Origin of the sequence: Xanthomonas sp. D-99, from assembly GCF_017746145.1 — a bacterium.
GTDB classification, from domain to species: domain Bacteria; phylum Pseudomonadota; class Gammaproteobacteria; order Xanthomonadales; family Xanthomonadaceae; genus Xanthomonas; species Xanthomonas cissicola.
Genome location: NZ_JAGHWU010000021.1, coordinates 22,408 through 47,375, shown reverse-complemented (window position 1 = coordinate 47,375; position 24,968 = coordinate 22,408). Strand labels below are relative to the sequence as shown.

The 24,968-nt window shown below is 62.1% G+C and carries 23 protein-coding genes and 2 pseudogenes; 16 read left to right on the top strand and 9 right to left on the bottom strand.

Annotated elements, in window-relative coordinates:
• Positions 1–262, top strand: a pseudogene (locus tag J7360_RS10055) (plasmid mobilization protein); the annotation flags it as partial.
• A gap of 52 nt (positions 263–314) precedes the next feature.
• Here J7360_RS10055 and J7360_RS10050 read toward each other — a convergent pair.
• Both J7360_RS10050 and J7360_RS10045 read right to left on the bottom strand, forming a co-directional pair.
• Positions 315–656, bottom strand: a complete 342-nt coding sequence (locus tag J7360_RS10050) for a hypothetical protein (RefSeq protein WP_057662502.1) — start codon at positions 654–656, stop codon at positions 315–317.
• A gap of 512 nt (positions 657–1,168) precedes the next feature.
• Complete coding sequence (locus tag J7360_RS10045; RefSeq protein ID WP_081027900.1) at positions 1,169–1,417, bottom strand: hypothetical protein; 249 nt, start codon at positions 1,415–1,417, stop codon at positions 1,169–1,171.
• Positions 1,418–1,883: 466 nt separating this feature from the next.
• Between J7360_RS10045 and J7360_RS10040 the strand changes: the two genes are divergently transcribed.
• The 3 genes from J7360_RS10040 (at position 1,884) to J7360_RS10030 (ending at position 3,529) form a co-directional block, all read left to right on the top strand.
• Positions 1,884–2,543 (top strand): thermonuclease family protein, encoded by a 660-nt coding sequence (locus J7360_RS10040; protein ID WP_057662499.1) that lies wholly within the window; start codon positions 1,884–1,886, stop codon positions 2,541–2,543.
• 110 nt (positions 2,544–2,653) lie between these two features.
• On the top strand, positions 2,654–3,046 hold the full coding sequence (locus J7360_RS10035; protein ID WP_057662496.1) for a hypothetical protein: 393 nt from the start codon (positions 2,654–2,656) through the stop codon (positions 3,044–3,046).
• Positions 3,047–3,136: 90 nt separating this feature from the next.
• Positions 3,137–3,529: an H-NS family nucleoid-associated regulatory protein gene (locus tag J7360_RS10030; protein WP_057662493.1), complete on the top strand. Its 393-nt coding sequence runs from the start codon at positions 3,137–3,139 to the stop codon at positions 3,527–3,529.
• 337 nt (positions 3,530–3,866) lie between these two features.
• On the opposite strand, the gene J7360_RS10025 is transcribed toward J7360_RS10030, so the two are convergent.
• Together J7360_RS10025 and glgX are read right to left on the bottom strand one after the other, a co-directional pair.
• Entirely contained in the window at positions 3,867–4,124 is a 258-nt protein-coding gene (locus J7360_RS10025) for a hypothetical protein (protein ID WP_176215046.1), read from the bottom strand.
• 34 nt (positions 4,125–4,158) lie between these two features.
• Positions 4,159–6,291, bottom strand: a complete 2,133-nt coding sequence (gene glgX / locus J7360_RS10020; protein WP_057662487.1) for a glycogen debranching protein GlgX — start codon at positions 6,289–6,291, stop codon at positions 4,159–4,161.
• Between the two features lie 468 nt (positions 6,292–6,759).
• Here glgX and rimK point away from each other — a divergent pair, with 468 nt between their 5' ends.
• The 4 genes from rimK (at position 6,760) to J7360_RS10000 (ending at position 10,359) form a co-directional block, all read left to right on the top strand.
• Entirely contained in the window at positions 6,760–7,707 is a 948-nt protein-coding gene (gene rimK, locus J7360_RS10015; RefSeq protein WP_176215045.1) for a 30S ribosomal protein S6--L-glutamate ligase, read from the top strand.
• Positions 7,708–7,853: 146 nt separating this feature from the next.
• Positions 7,854–8,330 (top strand): hypothetical protein, encoded by a 477-nt coding sequence (locus tag J7360_RS10010; RefSeq protein ID WP_057662485.1) that lies wholly within the window; start codon positions 7,854–7,856, stop codon positions 8,328–8,330.
• Between the two features lie 24 nt (positions 8,331–8,354).
• Positions 8,355–9,032, top strand: a complete 678-nt coding sequence (locus J7360_RS10005; RefSeq protein ID WP_003490678.1) for a response regulator transcription factor — start codon at positions 8,355–8,357, stop codon at positions 9,030–9,032.
• Positions 9,025–10,359, top strand: coding sequence for a HAMP domain-containing sensor histidine kinase (locus tag J7360_RS10000; RefSeq protein WP_209033772.1), 1,335 nt, complete (start codon positions 9,025–9,027; stop codon positions 10,357–10,359). Before J7360_RS10005 ends, J7360_RS10000 begins: the two co-directional genes overlap by 8 nt.
• Positions 10,360–10,428: 69 nt before the next feature.
• On the opposite strand, the gene coaE is transcribed toward J7360_RS10000, so the two are convergent.
• From coaE to J7360_RS09985, 3 genes are read right to left on the bottom strand one after another with little or no spacing between them, the layout of a single operon-like run.
• Complete coding sequence (coaE, locus tag J7360_RS09995) at positions 10,429–11,034, bottom strand: dephospho-CoA kinase (RefSeq protein ID WP_209033770.1); 606 nt, start codon at positions 11,032–11,034, stop codon at positions 10,429–10,431.
• A gap of 13 nt (positions 11,035–11,047) precedes the next feature.
• The gene (locus tag J7360_RS09990; protein WP_017155144.1) at positions 11,048–11,911 is read right to left on the bottom strand and encodes an A24 family peptidase; all 864 of its coding nucleotides are present in this window, start codon (positions 11,909–11,911) and stop codon (positions 11,048–11,050) included.
• 6 nt (positions 11,912–11,917) lie between these two features.
• Complete coding sequence (locus tag J7360_RS09985; protein ID WP_057662477.1) at positions 11,918–13,174, bottom strand: type II secretion system F family protein; 1,257 nt, start codon at positions 13,172–13,174, stop codon at positions 11,918–11,920.
• Between the two features lie 354 nt (positions 13,175–13,528).
• Here J7360_RS09985 and J7360_RS09980 point away from each other — a divergent pair, with 354 nt between their 5' ends.
• From J7360_RS09980 to pilB, 3 genes are all read left to right on the top strand, one after another.
• Entirely contained in the window at positions 13,529–13,969 is a 441-nt protein-coding gene (locus J7360_RS09980) for a pilin (protein ID WP_057662474.1), read from the top strand.
• Positions 13,970–14,078: 109 nt separating this feature from the next.
• Positions 14,079–14,534: a pilin gene (locus tag J7360_RS09975; protein WP_039568290.1), complete on the top strand. Its 456-nt coding sequence runs from the start codon at positions 14,079–14,081 to the stop codon at positions 14,532–14,534.
• A gap of 91 nt (positions 14,535–14,625) precedes the next feature.
• Complete coding sequence (gene pilB, locus J7360_RS09970) at positions 14,626–16,335, top strand: type IV-A pilus assembly ATPase PilB (RefSeq protein ID WP_209033776.1); 1,710 nt, start codon at positions 14,626–14,628, stop codon at positions 16,333–16,335.
• Between the two features lie 448 nt (positions 16,336–16,783).
• Here the strand turns inward: pilB and J7360_RS09965 are convergent, their stop codons facing one another.
• Together J7360_RS09965 and J7360_RS09960 are read right to left on the bottom strand one after the other, a co-directional pair.
• Complete coding sequence (locus J7360_RS09965; RefSeq protein WP_017155148.1) at positions 16,784–18,238, bottom strand: sigma-54 dependent transcriptional regulator; 1,455 nt, start codon at positions 18,236–18,238, stop codon at positions 16,784–16,786.
• A 270-nt stretch (positions 18,239–18,508) separates the two neighbouring features.
• Positions 18,509–20,122: a HAMP domain-containing sensor histidine kinase gene (locus J7360_RS09960; RefSeq protein ID WP_007965357.1), complete on the bottom strand. Its 1,614-nt coding sequence runs from the start codon at positions 20,120–20,122 to the stop codon at positions 18,509–18,511.
• A 231-nt stretch (positions 20,123–20,353) separates the two neighbouring features.
• Between J7360_RS09960 and sucC the strand changes: the two genes are divergently transcribed.
• The 5 genes and pseudogenes from sucC (at position 20,354) to J7360_RS09940 (ending at position 24,954) form a co-directional block, all read left to right on the top strand.
• On the top strand, positions 20,354–21,523 hold the full coding sequence (gene sucC, locus J7360_RS09955) for an ADP-forming succinate--CoA ligase subunit beta (protein WP_007965356.1): 1,170 nt from the start codon (positions 20,354–20,356) through the stop codon (positions 21,521–21,523).
• A 24-nt stretch (positions 21,524–21,547) separates the two neighbouring features.
• Complete coding sequence (gene sucD, locus J7360_RS09950; protein WP_005921370.1) at positions 21,548–22,423, top strand: succinate--CoA ligase subunit alpha; 876 nt, start codon at positions 21,548–21,550, stop codon at positions 22,421–22,423.
• Positions 22,424–22,596: 173 nt separating this feature from the next.
• Positions 22,597–22,865: pseudogene (locus J7360_RS21370) on the top strand (hypothetical protein).
• A 54-nt stretch (positions 22,866–22,919) separates the two neighbouring features.
• Positions 22,920–23,291: an endonuclease domain-containing protein gene (locus tag J7360_RS09945; RefSeq protein ID WP_057662468.1), complete on the top strand. Its 372-nt coding sequence runs from the start codon at positions 22,920–22,922 to the stop codon at positions 23,289–23,291.
• Between the two features lie 22 nt (positions 23,292–23,313).
• The gene (locus J7360_RS09940; protein ID WP_057662465.1) at positions 23,314–24,954 is read left to right on the top strand and encodes an NAD+ synthase; all 1,641 of its coding nucleotides are present in this window, start codon (positions 23,314–23,316) and stop codon (positions 24,952–24,954) included.
• Positions 24,955–24,968: the final 14 nt, after the last annotated feature.

Below are 24,968 nucleotides of genomic sequence, written 5' to 3'. Positions count from 1 at the left end.
GATTAAAAGTGCTGGTGACATCGAAGCCCGAGCCGCAGAGCTGGCCGATGCAAGAGCTCGGGTGACCCCGGAGGAACAAGCCCTCTGCGAGAAAGAGGCGTCGGCCAGCGCGGTGCATCTGGAGGCCTGGAGCTGGGACATGCTCCAGCGCTATCCCGTGGAACTCGACATGGCGATTGAACCCGAGCAGCCCCGTCCAAGCCCTGTCGTCTCCGTCCCTCCTGCGCCTGTCTACGTTCCCAAACCGCCGCGCCTCCACTGAAACCAAAGAGCCCCGCACTGCGGGGCTCAATGTTTGCGGGCGCTTGGCCGGCTCAGTGAAGGGTCGGGCGCTTCTTGCTGCGCACTGGATCCAGCTGGGAGTCTTTGGGCGTCCGGCCTGCGCGCCATTCGTCTATCGATGGGAGCTCCCGAACGATGACGGCCTCCCGGGTGCGCACAGCCTGGGATGGCTGGGCCGGGGCATGCTCCAAGGATTGGGCGGCGGCGCTCCCACCTGGTGGCTTCTTCTGGCTGTAGACGATCAGTTCGCCGGCGGACGCCCAGGCATTGCAAACATTTTTTTGGCGCACCAGTGGCTCGTCGGAGAGGGTCTGGCTCATCAGCCCGGCGAGCAAGTGGCCGGCGATCTCAAGTTGTTGGGGGTTGGTGGTCATGAAAACTCCTGCGTGTGGGGAAGTCCTCATCCAACCAACAATTCTCAGCTAAGCAAGAGCTCGCTTCGGGCCCCACTTCACAAATTTGAATACGAGGCAAATTTCAGTTTTGGTATGCCCAATGTTGATAGGTGGAGTTCCATCGCTCTCCTGGTCATCCGGAAAATAGTGGGCTCTGCCTTGCTGGAGGAAATGCGCCTATCAGGCTTGGGAGGCCGAACGGCCACCCACCCTCCCTCGGGAGCCTACCCGGTCCCCAAGAAGTCCGAGGTTCGCAGGCACAAAGACTTGAAGCGCTGCCGCTCGCTTGGCTATGATCGGGTATCACGCGGGGTATCACAAAAGGTATCATTTTTGGATCACCCCACTCCGGGATAAGCTAGGAAAATCAATTGGTTGGCGCGGGAGGATTCTGTTCCCATCGCCCGCTCCATGTGCCGCGAGGCTTTCAGCGATTCGGGCCGCTCCGCAATCTCCGGTGCGCTCCGCAATTCTTGGTCTCCTAGCGCCGCTTAGCCCGGCTCAGCATCAAGCCACGCCTGCAGTCGATCTGCAGATTCCATTGGGCGAACTATCAAAGACCAGACGGCAACCTCGTCAGTTTCATTTCCGTACGCGGTTGTCGCCCTTGTGCCCGGCGACCAGTCCGCCGTGATTCCAAGCTGTTCGATTCCTGCCAGCACGATGCCGCGTTGAGTAGATAGAACCGGCACTGCGCCATCGATCAACAGCATGCGCTCGTCAAAAAGATCACATTTCATAAGGTTCTCCGTTGTGAGAGCAGATGGTCGCAAAGAAAAATCTCAGGGGTGACTTGCGGTTTATGCTCGGATTACATTGAAATTTGACCGGTACTCTGGGTTCAGTTTATCGCGTCGAATTTGAATGACCGCTCCGTGATTGCGCGTAGCGCCGAGCTGCATCGGATCAGATTTCGTCAGGCTGTTATCTATTGGCGTGGTCGCTGTCTTGCGTGCCAACGCGCCGCTTGCCTCTTTTTGCGCATGGAAGACATCCGAAGCCCGCACAAAGACCGAAGAAAAAGATAGGCATCGCGGATGGATTGGCATACAGTGCCCGCCGCTGCGCTGGCAGTGGTTGCTGGCGCAGATGTCAGGTCGATGGAACGCTTGACCAGACCGGCTGTAGTGGCAACAAGGCAAGACACGCAGAGCGCGGTCTGCTGATTTAGAAAGGAAGTGGCTGTTGAGGTTGTTGAAACGTTGGATGTTGTTGCTGGTGGTTTTGGCTTTACCTGCGGGTGCTGCAGAGCTGGTCGGTCGTGCGACGGTGACCGATGGCGACACCATCACCGTTGCGCACCAGCGCATCCGCCTGTGGGGAATCGATGCGCCGGAGAGCGCGCAACAGTGCAGCGCACACGATGGCAGCACCTGGCCGTGCGGCCGCCGCGCTGCAGCGGCATTGGACAGCTATCTGCTGGACAAGACCGTGCGTTGCCAGCCAAAAGATACCGATCGTTATGGCCGCACGGTCGCCGAATGCTTCGTGCAGGGGCAGTCCGTCAATGCCTGGATGGTGCGCTCTGGCTGGGCGGTCGCCTATCGTCAATACGCCACCGCGTTCGAAGCAGACGAGCGCATCGCGCAGCAACAGCGGCGCAATCTCTGGCAGGGCGCGTTTCAGATGCCGGCAGACTACCGCCGCGACACGAAGGCGCGGACAGCAGCCACACGCCAGGCTGCAGCATCGGTGCCAAGCACTTGCACGATCAAGGGCAACATCTCCAGCGATGGCAAGAAGATCTTCCATGTGCCGGGCCAGCGCGATTACGCGAAGACGCGCATCTCGCCGGCGAAGGGCGAGCGCTTCTTTTGTTCGGTGAATGAAGCGGCCAACGCCGGGTGGAGACCGGCGCAACGGTGATGGTGCTGCGGGGTACCGAGGCACGCCGGCATCCCAGCTTCTGAATTTTCTTGCGTAGAGTCAGGGAGATCCCGATTGAGCCGGCTCTACTGCCGCCGCATAGTACCGGCATGACCACCCATTCCCAACTCGTCGGCGCGCTGATCAAGGGGATGCGCCGTGCCGAGTCTGCGTGGGCGGCCTCGATTGCCTACGGTGCCTGGCTCGCAAAGCAAGTGAGCTTCGGCCATGTCACGCCGGACAATGCGGGCAAGGTCCTGGACATGTTCGCGCTCGATCCCGAGCAGATCCGCGAACTCGGGCTGATTGGGGTGGAGGAGCTGGGCGAAACGGTCTACCACGCGTGGTCGATCAATGCCGGCGAATTGGATCGGGTGGTGCAGTGGTTTCGCACCCCGCGGGTGGAGTTTGTCGGCAAGCACTGCAGCGAACTGATCCGCGCCGGGCGAATCGGCCCGGTCCTGACCATGGCCCGCGAGCACGCACTGCTGCGCCATCGCTGAGCGCCAGCAGACCCGCACGGGCCCGGGCGCTTTACGCTGGGCGGCCCAGCGGCAATACTCGTTGACCCGCCCATACCTTATGTTTTGCCAATGCGCCAGGATTCGCCCGCTTCACCCACCGCCACCGCCCGGGCTCAACTGCTGGAAGAGCTGCGCAAGCTTGAACAGGAAGAAGCGCAGCTGAAATACGCCCAGACGCTGGAAGCCTTCGACCAGGTGATCGAGGTGCTTACCCAGTTCGGCAGCCGTTTCAATGCCAAACAAAAATCCCAGATCGCCTCGCTGGCGATGACCGGCAAGACCAAGGGGCCGCTGTCTTCCACCGGCGAAGTGGTCGCCAAGTACTGGATTCCGCATTCCGGCGAAACCTGGTCCGGCCGTGGTCGTACGCCGCGCGCCTTCAAGGCCTGGGAAGGCACCAGCTCTTATAAAGAATGGAAAGCCAATCATCCGGATAAGCGCTTCCCGCTGTATCCGGGTTGAGTCGTTCGACACGGGATGTCGAAGGCCTGCAGTGGGTTAGGCGTTGCTTTTGGCCTTCGATGTTTTGGTGAGTGGTTTGCGCTACAGCGCTTTGCTTTGCGCTCGTATTGCAAGACGCTTGGCCGATCTTCCGTGGTCTGCGCAGTCAGGTTGGATTTTTGATGATCTATCGTCGATGAATGGCTTGGGTGTTTGCACGCTTTAAGTGTGGTTGGCCGCAGACTTGCTGATGTCTGCTGGCTCTTAAGCATGTACTGCAGCTGCACGTCTGAGAACCGCAAGCCGCATGTTTTCAAACATCGCAGTCGATGCCGGCTTTTCAAGCAAGGCCACGAGCTCAGTAAATGCAGGAGAAGTATTCGCCGTGTTTCTCGCAGAAATCCCGAAGATGGATACGTACGAATTTCAGCTCCACATCCAGGTAGCAAGCAATGGCGTGGCCTAACGTAAGAGGTCGCACAAAGATTCGCTTGGGCATTGCCATCGGCACCATCATCCTGGCCACGCGTAAGCCGCGTAGCGCGCAGGACCACTCCGTCATTCCATCGACCGAGACAAAAACGCTTGCTGCCCATCCGATGCCGGTAGGCAGCAAGCGTCGCTCCTGATTGCGTGTTGCTGGGACAGCTTTACTGGTCGCTCTTGCACTCGAAGACCGACACGCTACGCGGCGGGGCCAGGAATTCGCTGGCACCGGCCGGCATCATGTCCACCTCCAGTGCTTCGTCGGTCGAGAGCACCAGTTTCCAGTGCACCGGCTCATCGGAGGAGGGCAGGGTGAAGGTCACGCCCTCGTGATAGGCGTTGATGACGATGAGCAAGGTGTCGTCATCGGCTAATTCCTTGACCCCCGAGGTCTGCGCCTTGCCTTCCAGCAACAGGCCCACCGAGCGCGCGGCGGGGTCGGTCCAGTGCGCATCGTCCATTTCGATGCCGCCTGGATTGAGCCAGGTGAGATCGCGCAGGCCGGCTTCTTCGTTGTATTGGCCGTTGAGAAAGCGGCCCCGCGACAGGATCGGATAGCGCTTGCGCAGACGGGTCAGTGCCTTCACGAACTCGGTCAGGCGGCCGTCGGTCGAATCGTTTTCCCAGTCCAGCCAGGTGATCTCGTTGTCCTGGCAATAGGTATTGTTGTTGCCACCCTGGGTCTGTGCACGCTCGTCGCCGCTGAGCATCATCGGCGTGCCTTGCGACAGCAGCAGCGTGGCAAGCAGGTTCTTCATCTGCCGCTCGCGGATCTGCAGCACCTCGGCGTTATCGGTGTCGCCTTCTTCGCCGTAGTTGCAGGAGCCATCGTTCGACGAACCGTCGCGGTTGTCCTCGCCGTTATCGATGTTGTGCTTTTCGTTGTAGCTGACCAGATCGCGCAAGGTGAAGCCATCGTGGGCGGTGATGAAGTTCACCGATGCCCACGGGCGCCGGCCGCGGCGATCGAATAGATCGGCCGAACCGGTGAAGCGGGTCGCGAATTCCGCCAGCTTGCCGTCTTCGCCTTTCCAGAATTCGCGCGCATTGTCGCGGAACTTGTCGTTCCACTCCGACCAACCGGGCGGGAAGTGGCCCACCTGATAACCACCTGGGCCGCAGTCCCATGGCTCGGCAATCAGCTTGACTTCCGACAGCAGCGGGTCCTGGTTGCAGGCATCCAGGAAGCCGCCACGTTGATCGAAGCCACTCGGCTCGCGGCCAAGAATGGTGGCCAGATCGAAGCGGAAACCATCCACATGCATCTCCCCGGCCCAGTAGCGCAGCGAATCGTTGACGAACTGGATCACCCGCGAATTGCTCAGATTCAGCGTATTTCCGGTACCGGTATCGTTGATGTAGTAGCGCTTGTCGTCGGCCAGGCGGTAATAGCTGGCGTTGTCGATACCCTTGAACGACAGGGTCGGCCCCAGCTCGCTGCCTTCGGCGGTGTGGTTGTAGACCACATCCAGAATCACTTCCAGACCCTGTTTGTGCATGGCCTTGACCATGTCGCGGAACTCATCGCGATGACCGCTGGACAGGTAGCGCGACTTCAGCGCGAAAAAGCCGATGGTGTTGTAGCCCCAGTAGTTACGTAGCCCCTTGTCGAGCAGATGCTGGTCGTCCAGGTACGCGTGTACCGGCAACAACTCCACCGCGGTGATGCCCAGGTCCTTGATGTATTGGAGTACCTGCGGCTGGGCCAGGCCGGCGAAAGTGCCGCGCACCGCCTCGGGGACCTGCCGATTGCGCATCGTGTAACCGCGCACATGGGTTTCGTAGATGACCGTTTCATTCCACGGCTTGAGCAGGCGGGTGTCGTCTCCCCAGTCGTAGGTGTCCTCGACCACCACGCACTTGGGCATGAAGGGCGCGCTATCGCGTTCGTCGAAGCTCAGGTCGCCGTCGGGGTGGCCCACGGTGTAGCCGTAGAGCTCGTCGGCCCAGATCAGATCGCCTTCCAGCTCGCGCGCATACGGGTCCAGCAACAGCTTGTTGTGATTGAAACGATGACCTTCGGTCGGCGCATAGGGGCCGTGGACACGGTAGCCATAGCGCTGGCCCGGCTTGGCATCGGGGAGATACCCGTGCCAGATTTCATTGGTGTACTCCGGCAGATCGACGCGGGTTTCGTTGCCCTGTTCGTCGAACAGGCATAGCTCGACACGCGTGGCATGCGCGGAAAACAGCGCGAAATTGGTGCCCTTGCCGTCGAAGACGGCACCGCGTGGGAACGGGCGCCCCTGACGGATGCGGGAGGGGTTGGCATAGGCCGCGCTTGCTGGACGTCGCATGGAGAGTCTCGGATTCGCCGGCATGCCGGCATTGAGGGGCCTCAAGCATTGCGTCTACAGCTGTGCAAGACGCGTTACGGCAACAGAGGTGTGGCGTGAGGGCGGCCGTCGGGATCGTTCACTTGACGCGCCGCTGCACGACGCGCGGTGAGCCACATTGCGGCCATGCGCGGGCAGGGGGGGGGGGGGCAAGGCCAGCTACTTGCGGCGATCAGGGTGAAGTCCGCGCGAAGTGCTTTGCGCAATCACGCGCATGCTTTGCTTGAGCGACGCGCCAGCGCCCTGCTAGCATCGGCCCGGTTGAGGCCGTGCAGCACAGCGTTGTTCGGACTTGTCGCGGTACCGTCGCTCTTCCCTTCTCGGGACCGTCGCAGTCGGCCTGATCGCAGCGTACATCGCGGGCTGCCGCGAACGCGCAATCGGCCTGCGCTGTACGGACTTGGGTCACTTCATCATCAGACTCTGCCCATGTCCAAGCCGCGCCGTGTGCCTGCCGCGATGAAAATCGCCATCCTTTCCCGCAACAGCAAGCTCTATTCGACCCGGCGGCTGATCGAAGCCGGACGCAAGCGTGGTCACACCGTGCGCATCCTCGACCCGCTGCGTTGCTACATGCGCATCGCCGCCGACGGCTTCAGCCTGCACTACAAGGGCAAGCCGATCACCGGCTTCGATGCGGTGATCCCGCGCATCGGCGCCTCGATCACCCGCTATGCCACGGCAGTGCTGCGCCAGCTCGAGTTCATGGGCACCTACACGCCCAATCCGTCGGACGCCATCCTGCGCTCGCGCGACAAACTGCGCGCGCATCAGTTGTTGGCCGCGCAGGGCATCGACATGCCGGTCACCGTGTTCGGCGACAACCCCGACGACACCCAGGATCTGCTCTCCATGCTCGGCCCACCGCCGCACGTGGTGAAGTTGAACGAGGGTGCGCAAGGCGCCGGGGTGATCCTGACCGAAAAGGCCAGCGCTTCGCGCGGCGTAGTCGAAGCGCTGCGCGGGCTGTACGCCAACTTCATCGTGCAGGAGTTCATCGGTGAGGCCGAAGGCGCCGACCTGCGCTGCTTCGTGGTCGGCGACAGGGTCGTGGCGGCGATGCGCCGGCAGGCTGCCGAAGGCGATTTCCGGTCCAATCTGCACCTGGGCGGCACTGCCGCCGTGGCCGAGGCAACCGCGCAGGAACAGGAGGTCGCGGTGCGCTCGGCACGCGCCTTGGGCCTGGCGGTGGCAGGGGTGGACCTGATCCGGTCAAGACGCGGCCCGCTGGTGCTGGAGGTCAACTCGACCCCGGGTCTGGAAGGGGTGGAAGGCGTGTGCGGCGTGGATGTGGCCGAGGCGATTGTCCAGCACCTGGAGCATTCGGTCCGCCGACAGCTGGTTAACGGCTTTACCAAAAAATTAACGAAAATCTAATTACGGCCTCGCTAGCCTCTTCCCACCGTAGCTCCGCTCTCGGCAGTGACGGTGATCGGGATGAACTTTTGGCCCAAGTGCGATGTCGCACTTGGGCCTTTTTATGGACGGCTTGCCGCTGTTTGGGTTCGCGTCTACATTCGCCAATGTTAAATGGGTCGGGCACAAGGAGGCGTCGCATGGCAAAGCGTTGGAGTGTTGCGGGACTGCTGCTCGCCACTGGCCTGATGAGTGGTCATGCCCTGGCCGTCGTGCTCGATCTGGACAAGCCGTTCAAGCCGCAGGCAGAGCAGGTCCGTACCGATCTTGCCGATGGCGAGAAGTACTCCGAGATCAGTCAGGATGAGCGCGCTAAGGTGGGCGCTGCGCTTGATCGGATCGAAGCAGCATTCCAGACGCAGCCGGATATCCAGGCGCTGCAGCCAGAGCAATTGGCAGCGGTTCGCAGCGATCAGGAGTTCGTCACCCGAATTTTGACCAGGGCACGCGAAGATAGCCGGCTGATTTGTCGGCGCGAGCGCGCGATTGGGTCGCAGATGAGTACGAAACAGTGCATGACGGCTGCCCAGCGGCGCTGTCAGACCACGGTGAGTCAAGACGACATTTCTCGGCGCCAGCGCTAAAACAGCTTAACGAACGAGGTTCCAGTGCGAATTCTAGTAATTGAAGATAACAGCGATATTGCCGCAAATCTTGGCGATTACCTCGAGGACCGGGGCCACACGGTGGACTTCGCCGCCGATGGCGTGACCGGCCTCCACCTTGCCGTGGTGCACGAGTTCGATGCCATCGTGCTCGACCTCAACCTGCCCGGCATGGATGGCATCGAGGTCTGCCGCAAGCTGCGCAACGAGGCGCGCAAGCAGACCCCCGTGTTGATGCTGACCGCGCGCGATTCGCTGGACAACAAGCTGGCCGGCTTCGACTCCGGCGCCGACGACTATCTGATCAAGCCGTTCGCGCTGCAGGAAGTGGAAGTGCGCCTCAACGCGCTGTCGCGTCGTGGCAAGGGCGTGCACACCCGCGTGCTGGAAACCGGCGATCTGGAGTACAACCTGGATACGCTGGAAGTGCGTCGCCGCGGCAAGCTGCTCCAGCTCAACCCGACTGCGCTGAAGATCCTGCAGGCGCTGATGGAAGCCTCGCCGGCGGTGGTCACACGCCAGGAACTGGAAACCCGCGTGTGGGGCGAAGAACTGCCCGATTCGGATTCGTTGCGCGTGCATATCCACGGCCTGCGCGCGGTGGTCGACAAGCCGTTCGATGTGCCGATGATCCAGACCCGCCACGGCATCGGCTACCGCATCGCCTCGCCCGATGCCTGAAAGTACGAGCGAGACGCGGCCGGCGCGTAGGCGCGGCCGCTATCGGCGGCGCCTGCGCAGCCGCATCATCCTGTCGTTCGTGTTGTTGGGCTTCTGCCTGACAACGCTGTTCGCCTTCGCCACCAACTGGGCGCGCTCGCGCGTGGAAAACCAGTTGGTCGAAGACGTGATGAACCGCAACATCGACGCCTTCGCGCAACGCTTCTATTCCGATCCGATGCGCAACCCCGATCTGCCGCTGCAGCAGATGCGCGGGCGCGTGGTCAAAAGCGACAAGTTCGAAGCGCTACGCCGCGAACAACCGGAGTGGTACCAGCTGCCTGACGGCATCCACACCATCACCGGCGTCGACGAAAGCGGCAATACCTATTCGTACAAGCTTGCGGTGCGCAAAACGCCCAGCGAGTGGTTCTTCCTTGCCTACAACATGACCCAGGCGCTGAAGGGCGAAATCCAGCTCAAGCGCACCCTGATCTTGTCGGTATTGGTGTTCAGCGGGTTTTCGCTGCTGATCGGCTGGTGGTCTGCGTCCAAGGTGATGCGCCCGGTCTCCGATCTGGCCGCGCGCCTGCGTGCCTATCGCGGCGGCAACAGCCAACCCAAGCCACTGGCCGCGCACTTCCCGGACGACGAGGTCGGCCAGCTCGCCGAAGCGCTCGACGACTACTCGGCGCGGCTCACCGAAGTGGTGCAGCGCGACCGCGAATTCAACGCCGACGTCAGCCACGAACTGCGCACGCCGCTGGCGGTGATCCGCGGCGCCACCGAGTTGCTGCTCACCAAGCCCAACCTGGACGAAAAGGTGTTGCAGCGGCTGCAACGCATCCAGCGCGCCGAGCAGCAATGCAGCGATCTGATCGGCTCGTTGCTGCTGCTCTCGCGTAACGAGCGCGGGCAGGGCAGCAGCAATGTCGCCAAGGTGGCCGAGCAACTGATCGATTCGCACCGCGCGCAGCTCGGCGGAAAACCACTGGAATTGCTACTGGAGGGCGTACGCGATCTGGTCATCGACGCGCCCGAATCCGCCTTGTCGGTGGCGCTGGGCAACTTGATCGGCAACGCCGTCAAATACACCCAGGATGGCCAGGTGCGCGTGCGCGTGCTGGGCGATGCCGTCGAAGTGATCGATTCGGGCCCCGGCCTGAGCGAGGAAGACGCCGCCAAGCTGTTCCAGCGCGGCTACCGCGGCACCCACGCCGGGCACTCGCAGGGTGGTGGCATCGGTCTATCGATCGTCAGCCGTCTTTGCGATCTGTACGGCTGGCGGGTCAGCGTGCGGCCAGGGCAGGAGCGAGGCGTGATTGCGACATTGGCGTTTCATCGCTAGGTCGTCGTTGCGACCTGTCATGTTTTCCGCTTCCGGCCGTGGGGTGTACGCAATTGCAGAAATGACATGCTAATTCGTGCGCTGGCGATAGCGCGCGTCGAGCTCGTGCGCCGCTCGAATCAGATGTGCCGGCTGGCCATCGTTGACCACGACATCGTCCGCTAGCGCCAGACGCTGCTCGCGGGACGCCTGCGCAGCGATCATCTGATCCGCCAATTCCGGCGTGCTGCCATCGCGGCGCATCAATCTTGCATGTTGCAGTTCGACTGGTGCATCGATCACCAGAACGCGATCCAACCAGGGGTAGGCTGTGCGGCCACCCGCTTCAGTGAGCAAAGGGATCGCAACGATGGCATAAGGACTTTCAGCCGCCTGTGCCGCGCGTTGCAACTCTGCACGGATAGCCGGATGCGTGATTGCTTCGAGCGCTTTGCGTTGCGTCACATCTGCGAAAACAATTTTGCGCAGCGCGGAGCGGTCCAGCGTGCCATCCGGCAGCAGGACGCCTTGTCCGAAGCGGTCGATGATGCAATCGAGAACAGGACCCGGCATGACGACTTGCCGCGCAACCACATCGGCATCGATGACCGGTACACCCAGCTTCTCGAACTCCGCGGCCAGCGCGCTTTTGCCGGAGGCAATCCCGCCGGTCAGGCCGACGATGAAGTCGCTCATCGTCGTGCCAGAGTCAACGCAACCCCGCGAAGCGCAGGTAACCGTCCACCAGATCGTTACCCCAGAAGAACACCACCCAGCCGGCGATGGCGAGGTAGGGGCCGAACGGAATCGGCGTGGCGCGATCGCGGCCCTTGGCGACCAGCCAGGCCGAGCCCAGGATGGCGCCGACCAGCGAGGAGATCAGGATGATGGGCAGGATGCCTTTCAACCCGCACCACGCACCAAGCGCGGCCAAAAGTTTGAAGTCGCCGTGACCCATGCCTTCCTTGCCGGTGAGCTGCTTGAACAACCACCAGACCGTCCATAGCGAGACATAGCCCACCGCCGCGCCCAACAGCGCCGGCTTGGCCGGCATGTACAGGTTGTCCATCGAACCGACCAGGCCCAACCACATCAAGGGCAGGGTGAGCTGATCCGGCAATAGCTTGTGACGTAGATCGATGCCCGACATTGCCACCAGGAAGCAGCTCAGCACGATTGCACCGAAGCCCTGCCAACCAAAGCCGAACCGCCAGACGCTAGCCACACACAAGAAGGCCGTGAGCAGCTCCACCAACGGATACTGGATCGAGATCGGCTTGCCGCTATAGCGCGACTTGCCGCGCAGCATCACCCAACTCAGGACGGGGATGTTCTCCCACCACTTGAGCTTGTCGCCGGTCACCGGATCGTGCGAGGGTTCCACCACGATCCCCGGCGGCGGCGGCTCGTAGATATCGGGCAACTCCAAAATCTCGCGCGCATCCCGCCGCCACTGCCACTCCATACGCTTGGGCAAGCGCAGGATCACCACGTTCAGGAAGCTGCCGATCAGCAGTCCCAGTCCGGCCGCGGCAGGGAAGCCGAGACCGGGATGCTGGTCGAGAAATGCCATTACGTCTTATCCAACCACCGAGGCGAGCTTGAAGATGGGCAGGTACATGCCGATGACCATGCCGCCGACGATGGTACCAATGAACACCATGATCAGGGGTTCGATCAGGCTGCTGAGCGCATCGACCGCGTTGTTGACTTCCTGCTCGAAATACTCAGCCACCTTGAACAACATGGCATCCAGCGCGCCCGCTTCTTCGCCGATGGCGGTCATCTGCACCACCATGTGCGGAAACAGGTTGACCTGTTTCATCGCTACGTTGACCGGGTAGCCCACCGAGACGTCTTCGCGCATGCGCAGTACTGCTTTTTCGTAGACCGAGTTGCCTGTAGCACCGGCCACGATGCCCAGCGCCTCGACTAGCGGTACGCCGGCCTTGAATGTAACCGCCGTTGTCCGGGCGAATCTTGCAATTGAGCTGTTATGCATGATCTGGCCAATGATTGGCACTTTTAGCACTAAACGGTCCATGCCATGTTGCATTGCTGGTGAACGTTTGTACGCGAAAACAGAACCGATTGCAGCGCCAATAAGTGCGAACAGCATCAGCCACCACCAAGACACCATAAAGCGAGACAGGTTGACGATCATCTGTGTGAAAGCAGGCAGCTCAGCGCCAAAGCCTTTGAAGACATCTTCAAATTGGGGGACCACCCAAACAAGCAGGATTGCACTGACCAACATCGCCACCGCCATTACCATGGCAGGGTAGAACAGGGCCTTCTTGATCTTGCCTTTTAGGGCTTCAAGGTTCTCTTTGTAAGTGGCGACGGTGTCGAGCACAGTTTCCAGTACGCCTGCGCCTTCGCCTGCTTTGACCAAATTCCGATAGAGCTCATCAAATTGCACCGGGTGCTTGCTTACGGCTTCGTAAAGCGATGCCCCGCCTTCGATATCTGTCCTGATCTGGCCAACCATTGTGCGCATGCGCGGATTTTTCTGGCCGCTACCAATGATCTCTAGCGCGCCGACAATCGGCACGCCCGATTTCATCATGGTTGCCATCTGTCGGCTGAAAAATGAAATGTCTTTTGCGGAGACCTTCTTTCCTGCAGCGCCGAATAGTGGCTTCGGCTTAACTTTCACAACGAGGGGGGTAATGCCCTGGCGTCGCAGCTCGGCACGCAGCAGATTTGCATTGCGGGCCGTTTGTTCGCCTTTCATCTTGACGCCGCGCTTGTCTGTTCCCTCCCAGATAAACGGGCTCATCTGCTCCGCCAGTGCGGCGGTCTTCGTCTTGACTGCGTTACGTACTGCTGACATGTGAATTCCTCATCCGCCATCCCCAGGCGGATACCTGAAGGATGGTAACCCGTTACTGGATCGCTGGCACCTAATTTTCAGGTAGCAGATAGCTCCCCAACCGCCAGCCTGGACCTGACGTTCTGTGTCACCTAGTGACCCGCGAGGGCTCGGCAAGAAGTGGGTCGCAGTTCGCGTTTCTGCCTCTGTGCACCGCTGCGGTACTGCTGCATCATCTGATCCGGGAGCACTTTGACGGCGTGCAGAAAACTGGCACGCTTTCTGCTACAGGTACTCTGCACGTGGCACCTCGCTACGCGGCGCCCAAAGGGAGTGCTCCGTGGGCGAAGACATTAATTACTCTAGGGGATATTTATGAAGAAGCAACAGGGTTTCACTCTGATCGAACTCATGATCGTCATCGCGATCATTGCAATCTTGGCCGCCATCGCACTGCCGCAGTACCAGAACTATGTCGCAAAGTCGCAGGTCACTGCTGGTCTGGCCGAGCTGAGCCCGGGCAAGACGCAGTACGAAACTCTTTTGAACGAAGGCAAGGGCTCGACGCTGACGACTGCTGATGCAGTTGGTCTGCAGGCCTCGTCGACCACCAATCGCTGTTCGACGATTACGGTGTTGGCTCCGGATGCTACCACCGGTGCGCAGACTAACGCTTTGAGCTGCACGCTGGCCGGTAGTCCGCGTATTGTTGGTAAGAAGATCACTTGGGCTCGTGATACCAACGGTGTTTGGACCTGCTCGACTGATATCGCGACTGGTGATAAGGCAAAGTTCGCTCCAGCTACCTGTCAGTAATATTTGAACCTCTCATTAAAAACCCCGACTTAGGTCGGGGTTTTTTTTGATCATTTCGCCGACTTTATCGTAACGGGTCCTAGTGAATTCGCGGCTGAGGGGAGCTGATATGCGGATTGAGTTCTTCGCCAATAAGGAGATTAAAGGCTTCACACTGATCGAATTGATGATTGTAATCGCTATAATCGCCCTGCTTGCTTCCATAGCGATCCCGCAATATCAGACCTACGTTGCCAAATCGCAGGTGGCAGCCGGCTTGGCCGAAGTCAGCCCCGGGAAGACGCGCTACGAGATTTTGGTCAATGACAGCGAGGGCAGCACACTAACTTCAGCCTCCGCAATTGGTTTGACTGCGACTGCTACCAGTCGATGCAGTGGCATTAGTGTGCTTGCACCTGATGCTAGTGGTGCTCAAGCACACGCTATAGATTGCACGTTGCGCGGCAATCCACGTGTCAATGGCGCCAAGCTCACGTGGGCCCGGGATGCAAATGGTATTTGGACATGCAGCACGGATTTGCCCCCGGTAGACAAAGATCGCTTCGCCCCTGCATCATGCCGCTAGTTTGTCTCGTGTTAGAGCTTGGTGGCTGTATTTTTGGTCTGACATGGGCCACTTGGAAAAAATGATGAATAGCGCCGTGACCGCAAATTTGGTGGGAATTACGGGCATCGCGCGCCGTCTGGTACAGGACGGCGCTGTCGAAGAGGCAGTTGCGCGATCTGCGATGGATCAGGCATCTGCGGCAAAAGTTCCTCTGCCGCAATGGTTTGCTGAGAAGAAGTTGGTCACTGCTTCCCAGCTCGCCGCTGCTAATGCGGTCGAGTTCGGTATGCCGCTGCTGGATGTGTCGGCGTTCGACGCCAGCCAAAACGCGGTCAAGCTGGTGAGTGAGGAACTACTCCAGAAACACCAAGTCCTGCCGCTGTTCAAGCGCGGCAACCGGCTGTTCGTGGGGGTGAGCAATCCGACCCAGACCCGAGCGCTGGATGACATCAAGTTCCACACGAACTTGGTAGTTGAGCCCATCCTTGTGGATGAAGATCAGATCCGTCGCACCCTGGAGCAATGGCAGGCCAGCAATGCTGCACTGGGCTCCGCGCTCGGTGACGACGAGGAGGGCATGGGGGATCTCGACGTCTCGGCCGGCGACGAGGACATGGGCGCCGGGGGGGATTCCGGGGTCGATGCCAAGGGTGATGACACGCCAGTGGTGAAGTTCGTCAACAAGGTGCTGGTGGATGCGATCAGGCGGGGAGCCTCGGACATCCATTTCGAGCCGTATGAAGACGACTACCGGGTGCGCTTGCGCATCGACGGCCTGCTGAAGAATGTGGCCAAGGCGCCGGTCAAGCTGAATCAGCGCATCGCAGCACGCTTGAAGGTGATGTCGCAGCTGGATATCGCCGAGAAGCGGGTGCCGCAGGACGGGCGCATCAAGCTCAACCTGTCCAAGACCAAGCAGATCGACTTCCGTGTCAGTACCTTGCCGACCCTGTTCGGTGAGAAGGTGGTGCTGCGTATCCTGGACGGCAGCGCGGCCAAGCTGGGTATCGACAAGCTGGGCTATGAGGCGGACCAGCAGAAGTTGTTCCTGGAAGCGATCCACAAGCCGTACGGGATGGTACTGGTGACCGGGCCGACTGGTTCGGGCAAGACGGTCTCGCTGTACACGGCGCTGGGGATCCTCAATGACGAAACGCGCAATATCTCCACTGCGGAAGACCCGGTCGAAATCCGCTTGCCTGGTGTCAACCAGGTGCAGCAGAACAACAAGCGTGGCATGACCTTCGCGGCAGCCTTGCGCTCGTTCCTGCGACAGGACCCGGACATCATCATGGTCGGCGAAATCCGTGACCTGGAGACGGCCGAGATTGCGATCAAGGCGGCGCAGACCGGTCACATGGTGCTGTCGACGTTGCACACCAACGATGCGCCGCAGACCATCGCCCGTTTGATGAACATGGGCATTGCGCCCTACAACATCACCTCGTCAGTGACGCTGGTGATCGCGCAGCGTCTGGCGCGGCGGTTGTGCAACAACTGCAAGCGCAAGTCGACGCTTCCTGACAACGCATTGCTGGCCGAAGGGTTCACGCCTGCCCAGCTTGCCGCCGGGATCGAGCTGTATGAGGCGGTCGGTTGCGATGAGTGCACCGAAGGCTACAAGGGGCGTACCGGTATCTACCAGGTGATGCCGATGACCGACGAAATCGGCGCGATCGTGCTGGAGGGCGGCAACGCGATGCAGATCGCCGAGGCCGCGCAGGCGATCGGTATCCGCGATTTGCGGCAGTCGGCGTTGATGAAGGCTGCGCACGGGGTGACCAGCCTGGCGGAGATCAATCGAGTGACGAAGGACTAAGCGCCCTCATCCGCCCTTCGGGCACCTTCTCCCGCGAGCGGGAGAAGAAAGCTGCAACGCGATCTCCCGCAAGCGGGAGAAGAGGGCGGGACGGCGATGCAGATCGCCGAGGCCGCGTAGGCGATCGGTATCCGCGATTTGCGGCAGTCGGCGTTGATGAAGGCTGCGCACGCGGTGACCGGCCTGGCGGAAATCACTCGAGTAACCAAGGAAGAGGGCTGGGAATCGGGGAGTCGGGATTAGGGAATCGGAACAGCTTGGTGACCCGGAATAGCCTGGGACCCATACGGTCCAGGCTGTTTTGTCTGGACAACAGCGTCGAGCATTGCAGCCGGCTACCGGGAGCTGACGCATGAGCCGGTCCATCGCAGTGTCTCCCACACAGGCCATCGAGGCCGGCAACTGCGCTTTTACGATTCCCGATTCCCCACTCCCGATTCCTGCTCTGCTACTCCATCCCCAGCTTCTTCAGCTTGTAACGCAGCGCCCGAAACGTGATGCCCAACTGCGCAGCAGTCTTGGTCTTGTTCCAGCGGTTTTCTTCCAGCGCCTTCTGGATCGCGGCGCGTTCCAGTTGTTCGATGTAGGACGGCAGCGCGGCTGAGGCGGGGTCGATGTCGACGACGGCTTCGCGCGGTTCGGCCGCGGCACCTCCTGAGGGGGCGGCCAGACGGTGGCCGCCGTGGGCGGGCAGGCGCAGGTCGGTGGCGCTGATCTGGTCGTCTTCGGCCAGGGCCAGGGCGCGTTCGAGGATGTTTTCCAGTTCGCGCACGTTGCCGGGGAAGCCGTAGTGATTCAATGCGTCGAGCGCCGATTGGGTCAGCAGCGGAATGGGGCGGCCGTGGCTGTGTGCCAGCCGCGCGATGATGGCCGCGGCCAGCTGCGGCAGGTCGCCACCGCGTTCGCGCAGCGGCGGCACACGCAACTCGATCACGTTGATGCGGTAGTACAGGTCATGCCGAAAGCGGCCGTCGGAGACCAGGTCGCCCAGATCCTTGTGGGTTGCCGAGAGGATGCGCACATCCACCAGCGATTCGCTGGATGCGCCGACCGGTCGCACCGACTTTTCCTGGATGGCGCGCAGCAGCTTGACCTGCATTTGCAACGGCAATTCGGCCACTTCGTCCAGGAACAAGGTGCCGCCGTGCGCGGCCTGGAACAGCCCGGGCTTGTCGGCATGCGCGCCGGTGAAGCTGCCTTTCTTATGGCCGAAGAATTCGCTTTCCATCAGCTCGGCGGGAATGGCGCCGCAGTTGACCGGCACGAACGGGCCGGCGGCGCGTGCGCCTTGTTCGTGGATGGTACGTGCGACCAGCTCCTTGCCCACGCCCGATTCGCCGACGATGTAGACCGGCGCCTGGCTGCGCGCCACCTTGCCGATGGTGGCGCGCAGGCTTTCCATGGCGCTGGAGTCGCCAAGCAGGCGGCTGGCCTGTTCCGGTGGCGGCGGTGGCGGAGCGGGGCGGTCGCGGTTGTTCAATTCCAGCGCATGCTTGACCAGGCCGCGCAGCACGCCGATGTCGACCGGCTTGCTGACGAAATCGAAGGCGCCGGCTTTCAGTGCTTCCACGGCCAGGTCCATGCTGCCGAAGGCGGTGATCATCGCCACCGGCGTCTGCGGGTAGTGTTTTGCGATTTCGGTGACCAGTTCGATGCCGTTTCCGTCTGGCAACCGCATGTCGGTCAGGCACAAATCGTAGGGATTGTTGGCCAGCAACTCGCGCGCCTCGGCCAGGTTGGCAGCGGTGCTGATGCGCAGGCCCATGCGGCCCAGGGTGAGAACAAGCAACTCGCGGATATCACGCTCGTCATCGACAACCAGGGCGCTTTTGGGTTCGTTCATGGGACGCACGATAGCCCAGCGTGATGACGGTCGACAATTGTCGAGCGGGTCGCCGCCCAACCGTTCACCTGCTGCGCGGGCGCATCGTTGCGGTTTTCAGCACGTTTGCAAGGCGCCGATGCCAGTCGGCGATGCGGGGCTGTAGATGTGCTGCGTCGCCAAACGCGTCTGCATACGAAAGCCTTGCTTGCGCAGGCCCGCAAGCCCTGCAAGCCAACTACCGCATGGCGTTTGCGTCTTCGCCAATTGCAACGGTCTGCTATCGATCACGCTGCTCGCTCTGCTCGTTATTGTCACATCAGGCATCCCGCTCGACCGATCGCCAGGTCCTTACTTGCCGAGCAATCCGTTGGGGCCTTGCAACGAGATCCGGAAGCACGCGCCGCCGCCGGGGACCGCGACGTAGTCCAGTTGCGCCTGGTTGGCGCGGCAGAGTTCCTGGGCGATGTACAGGCCCAGGCCGGTGCCGTGTTCGGAGGTGGTGTAGAACGGGCGGAACAGTTGTGCCGCCACGGCGTCGGGGATGCCTGGGCCGCGGTCGATCACATCGATCACTGCCTTGCGCTCGAGGCGTTCGACGTGCAGCTTGACCCGTGCCGGTTCATCCATCACCCGGCCGTACTTGAGTGCGTTGTGCACCAGCGCGGTGAGGATCTGATGCAGGTGCTTGGGGTCGACCAAGGCATGCACGGAGCTACCCTGGATGCCGGCCTCCAGGATGTCGGTTTCCATCGACAAGGTCTGGCGGTATTCGACCACGAAGCGGCGCACGAATGCGGCCAGGTCCAGATTGTCCGGGGTGGCGCGTTCCCGGCGCGCCAGCGCGAGGACGCTTTCGACGATGCCGTTGGTGCGCTGGCATTGCTGGTGGATGATCTGCAGCAGGCGGCGGTCGGCATCGCCGATGTCCGGCGATTCCTCCAGCAACTGCGAGGCGTAGCTGATGGCGGCTAGCGGGTTGCGGATCTCGTGCGCCAGGCTGGCCGAAAAGCGGCCCATGGCCGACAGGGTCAGCGACTCGGCACGGCGCGACACCACCGTGGCGTCGTCCAGAAACACCAGCGCCAGGTCGCTGTCGGCAAGCAGGCGCACGAAGCGCGGCTGCACTTCCGGGCGGTCGGCGCCGAGTTGCAGCGGCGCTTCTTCCTCGCGCCAGCCGCTGCGCCAGCGCTGCAGCCGGCGCGCCAGTTCCGGGGTGAGCGCCACCAGCGACAGGTCGGTGGACGGGGTGCGCTGGTCGCCATCGCCCAGCAAGCTCAGCGCCGCTTCGTTGGCCAACGAGATATGGTTGTGGGTATCCACCACCAGCACGCCGGTGCGCATGCGTCGGATGATCAGCTCGTTGATCTCGTACAGATTGGCGACCTGGGCGCCGCGTTCTTCGGCCAGCATCTGGTTGCGACGGGCGCGCGCGGCGATTTGTTCGCAGATGAAGGCCACCGCGACGTAGCTGGTGGCAAACATTGCCAGCTCCGCCACCGGGCGGGTAGCGCCGCCGCCTTCGAGCAGGGTCCACAGGTATTCCAGCAGGATGGCGGCGCTGGCGAGTACCGCGATGCTCATGCCGTAGCGCAGCCGCAGCAGGATGGAGGCGGCCGCCACGTTGAACAGCAGCATCATCGCAATCCCGGCGCTGGCACCGGGCAGCGCGTGCGTGGCCAGGGTGGCGGCAAGGATGTCGGCCATTACCGCGCACAGCACGGTCGGGGTGAGGCGGCGTTCGCCGCGGCCCCAGAACAGCAGCGGGATCGCCATGCACAGGTAGCCGATCGCCACGCCGGCGGCCAGGCGCGGGTAGCGCGGCTCGGGGATGGCGTCGGACAAGGGGCTGAACACCAGTGCGGCGATCAGGCCGGCCACCAGCACCCGGTACAGCGAGAAAAAGTACAGCTCGCGCTGCGGCGCGGACTGGATCCGGGCGATGAGCGATGCGATGGATGCCAAGCCGATTCCCCGCTGGAGCGAGCCGCGAGTATAGGCAGGTGCGCGGTCTGCGCAGCGCTTGCGCACAGAGTCGGCCGGCGCGCAAGCGCTGCGATCGGGCGGCCAATCCCGTCGAATTTTGCGCCGCACGGCGTGGTCGGCCACAATAGGCGGCCCGTTCGCGTCCCATGACGTGCCGCCCCGGCGGTCTGCGTTGCACGCAGCGGTCGTTTCCTTTTCCCACGGTGACGCATGAATTTCCACGAATACCAGTCAAAACAGCTGCTTGCCGAGTACGGCATCCCCGTTCCGGCCGGCAAGGTCGCGGCGACCCCGGACGAAGCGGTTGAAGTCGCCAATTCCCTGGGCAATGGCCCCTGGATGGTGAAGGCGCAGATCCACGCGGGCGGCCGCGGTAAGGCTGGCGGCGTCAAGTTCTGCAAGACCACCGACGATGTGAAGGCCGCAGCAGCCAAGATGCTCGGCACCAAGATGTCCACCTACCAGACCGCCGGCGTCGAGCTGCCGATCAACCTGGTGCTGGTCACCACGGCCGGTGAGATCGTCAAGGAGCTGTACCTGTCGATCCTGGTCGACCGCGGGACCAAGACCATCACCTACATCGCCTCCAGCGAGGGCGGCGTGGAGATCGAGCAGGTGGCGGCCGAAACCCCTGAGCTGATCCACGCGCTCAATGTGGATTTCGTCGAAGGCGTGCAGGGCTACCACGGCCGCGATTTCGGCTTCAAGCTCGGCCTGAACGCCAAGCAGGCCGGCCAGTTCGCCAGCATCATGGTGAACCTGTATCGCCTGTTCAACGAAAAGGATCTGGCGCTGGTTGAAATCAACCCGCTGGCGATCCTGGACGACGGCAACCTGTACGCGCTGGACGGCAAGTTCGACAGCGACGACAACGCCGCGTTCCGTCAGAAGCAGCTGGTCGCCATGCGCGACAAGACGCAGGAAGACGAAACCGAAGTGACCGCGTCGGAGCTGGACATCAACTACGTCACCATGGACGGCAACATCGGTTGCATGGTCAATGGCGCAGGCCTGGCCATGGCCACCATGGACGTGATCAAGCTCAATGGCGGCGAGCCGGCGAACTTCCTGGACGTGGGCGGCGGTGCGAACAAGCAGCGCGTTATCGAGGCGTTCAAGCTGATCCTGTCCTCGGACAAGGTCGAAGGCATCTTCGTCAACATCTTCGGCGGCATCGTCCGCTGCGACATGATCGCCGAAGGCATCATCGCCGCGGTCAAGGAAGTGGGCGTCAAGGTTCCGGTCGTGGTGCGCCTGGAAGGCACCAACGTGGAAGAAGGCAAGCAGCTGCTGCGCGACAGCGGCATGGCCATCATCCCGGCCGACAACATCAACGACGGTGCCAAGAAAGTCGTTGAAGCTGTCAAGAACGCCGCCTGATCCACGACACCGAAGGAATTATCCATGTCCGTTTTGATTAACAAGAACACCAAGGTGATCGTGCAGGGCTTTACCGGCCAGCAGGGCACCTTCCACGCCACTCAGATGGTCGAGTACGGCACCCAGGTCGTCGGCGGCGTGACGCCGGGCAAGGGCGGCACCACCCACATCAATCTGCCGGTGTTCAACACCGTCGCCGATGCGGTCGAGGCCACCGGCGCCGACGCCTCGGTGATCTACGTGCCGCCGCCGTATGCGGCCGATGCGATCCTTGAAGCGGCTGCGGCCGGCATCAAGGTCATCGTGTGCATCACCGAAGGCATCCCGGTGCTGGACATGCTGCGCGTCAAGAACGTGCTGACCCGTTCGCATCCGGACACCGTGCTGATCGGGCCGAACTGCCCCGGCGTGATCACCCCGGGCGAGTGCAAGATCGGCATCATGCCGGGCCACATCCACAAGCCGGGCAAGATCGGCATCGTGTCGCGCTCGGGCACCCTGACCTATGAGGCGGTCAAGCAGACCACCGAAGTGGGCCTGGGCCAGAGCACCTGCATCGGCATCGGTGGCGACCCGATCAACGGCCTGAACTTCGTCGACTGCCTCAAGCTGTTCAACGAAGACCCGCAGACCGAAGGCATCATCATGGTTGGCGAAATCGGTGGCGACGCCGAGGAAGCCGGTGCCGAGTACATCAAGAACCACGTCAAGAAGCCGGTGGTCGGCTTCATCGCCGGTGCCTCGGCGCCGGCCGGCAAGCGCATGGGCCACGCCGGTGCGATCGCATCGGGCGGCAAGGGCACGGCCGAAGGCAAGTTCGCGGCGATGGAAGCCGCTGGCGTCAAGACCGTCCGTTCGCCGGGCGATCTGGGTGCGGCGATCGCTGCGCTGGTGAAGTAAGCACGCCCCACGCGCAAGCGTGTGAGCGTCAGAAAGGCCGCCTTCGGGCGGCCTTTCTTGTTGTTGGGGCGTGGGAGCTTGCCCTCATCCGCCCTTTGGGCACCTTCTCCCGCAGGCGGGAGAAGGGAGTGGCGAGCGCAGGTGTGAGTGTTGTGGCGATAGGAGCTACGACTGTGCAGCATCAGCATCAGCATCAGCATCAGCAGAAGCAGAAGCAGCAGTAGCAGTAGCAGTAGCAGTAGCAGCAGTAGCAGTAGTAGCAGTAGTAGCAGTAGCAGTAGCAGTAGCAGTAGCAGTAGCAGTAGCAGTAGCAGTAGCAGAAGGTTAGACGCAGACCGATCCACCGACTGCCTTTCGCCCTGGATTTCCCCTCTCCCGCGTGCGGGAGAGGGGCAGGGGTGAGGGCGCTTTCCTTACACCTCCCAACGGCCGCAGCCGATAGCGAGCAGTGGCGCTCGACACCAAGCTGTGAGCTCCCCAGACCTGGGAGCTTCCGATGCGCACCGGTGAAAAGATCCGCTTTGCAAGAACCTTGCGGCGCGAGATGACCGCTGCCGAGCGTTTGCTTTGGTACCGACTACGTGATCGGCGTCTGTTGGGATTCAAGTTCCGCAGGCAGTGTCCGGTCGGCCCGTATGTCGCCGATTTCGCCTGTCTGGAACGCGCGTTGATCGTAGAACTTGACGGCAGCCAACATCTGGATGCGCCCTCCGATGCCGCGCGCGAGGCCTTCCTGCACCGAAAAGGCTTCCAGTTGCTGCGCTTCTGGAATAATGAAGTGCTGGTGCGCACCGACGCTGTCTGCGACGCGATTGCGCAACGGCTGTGCGTTGCCCGCTTCTCTCTTCCTCCTTCCGGCGTTCGGTAGGAATCTGCAAAAGGCTGCCGATATGTCCCAGACCCTCCGCATCGCCATGGCCCAGTTCGACTTCCCGGTCGGCGGCGTGACGCAGAATACCGATCGCATCATCGAGTACATCGCAGCGGCGCGCGACGAGTTCGAGGCCGACATCGTGCTGTTTCCCGAATTGGCGATCAGCGGGTATCCGCCGGAAGACTTGCTATTACGGCCGGGATTCCTCGCTCATTGCGAACAGGCGTTGGCACGGATTGCGGCGGCCACGCGCGGCATCGTGGCGGTGGTCGGCTGGCCGCAAAGCGCCGGCAGCGTGGTCTACAACGCCGCCAGCGTGTTGCGCGACGGGCGGATCGAAGCCACCTACCGCAAGCGCGAACTGCCCAACTATGCGGTGTTCGACGAGCGTCGGTATTTCGACGTGGACCCGGATGGCGAGAACTGCGTGGTCACGGTCAAGGGCGTGCAGGTGGGCGTGGTGATCTGCGAAGACCTCTGGTTCGCCGAGCCGTTGGCCAACACGGTGCGGGCAGGCGCGGAGTTGGTGTTGGTGCCCAATGCCTCGCCGTACGAGCGTGGCAAGCATGCGCAACGCGATGCCTTGCTGGCCGAACGCACCCGCGAGAGCGGGGCAGCGATTGCCTATCTCAACGTCGTGGGCGGGCAGGATGCACTGGTGTTCGATGGCGCCTCGGTGGTTGCCGATGGCGACGGCACCGTGCATCCCGCCGCGGCAGCGTTCGTGGACCAGTGGCTGGTGGTGGACTACGCGGCCGGCGAGCGCAGCTTCACGCCGGTGGTATGGGTGGATGACGGCGACGAGAGCATGGACGCGCTGGCCTGGCGCGCGGTGGTGCGCGGGCTGCAGGACTATTGCCGCAAGAATGGCTTCAGCAAGGTCTGGCTGGGCCTGTCCGGCGGCATCGATTCGGCACTGGTGTTGGCGATGGCGGTGGATGCGCTGGGCGGCGACAACGTGACCGCCGTGCGGCTGCCGTCGCGCTATACCGCCAATCTGTCCAACGACCTGGCCGACGAGCAATGCCGCGCGCTGGGCGTGAAGCTGGAGACCATCGCGATCGAGCCGGCGTTCGAAGGCCTGCTCGGCGCGCTGGGGTCGATGTTCAAAGGTACCCAGCCGGACATCACCGAAGAAAACCTGCAGTCGCGCAGCCGTGGCGTGATCCTGATGGCGCTGTCGAACAAGTTCGGCGGGCTGGTGCTGACCACCGGCAACAAGAGCGAATACGCAGTGGGCTACGCCACCATCTATGGCGATATGTGCGGTGGCTATGCGCCGCTCAAGGACCTGTACAAGACGGAGGTGTTCGGCCTGGCGAAATGGCGCAACACCGTCGGCGGCGCACCGGTGATTCCGCCGGCGGTGATCGCGCGCCCGCCGTCGGCTGAGTTGCGCGACAACCAGACCGACCAGGATTCGCTGCCGCCGTACGATGTGCTCGACGGCATCCTGTATCGCTACGTCGATCAGGAGCAGTCGCGCGACGACATCGTTGCGGCCGGCTACGCGGCCGATACCGTCGAGCATGTGCTGCGCCTGGTGCGGCTCAATGAGTGGAAGCGCCATCAGTCCGCGCCCGGGCCCAAAGTGTCGCGGCGTGCATTCGGTCGCGAACGGCGCTATCCGATCACCAACGGGTATCGCGGGCAGTAATTCGAACGGCGAAT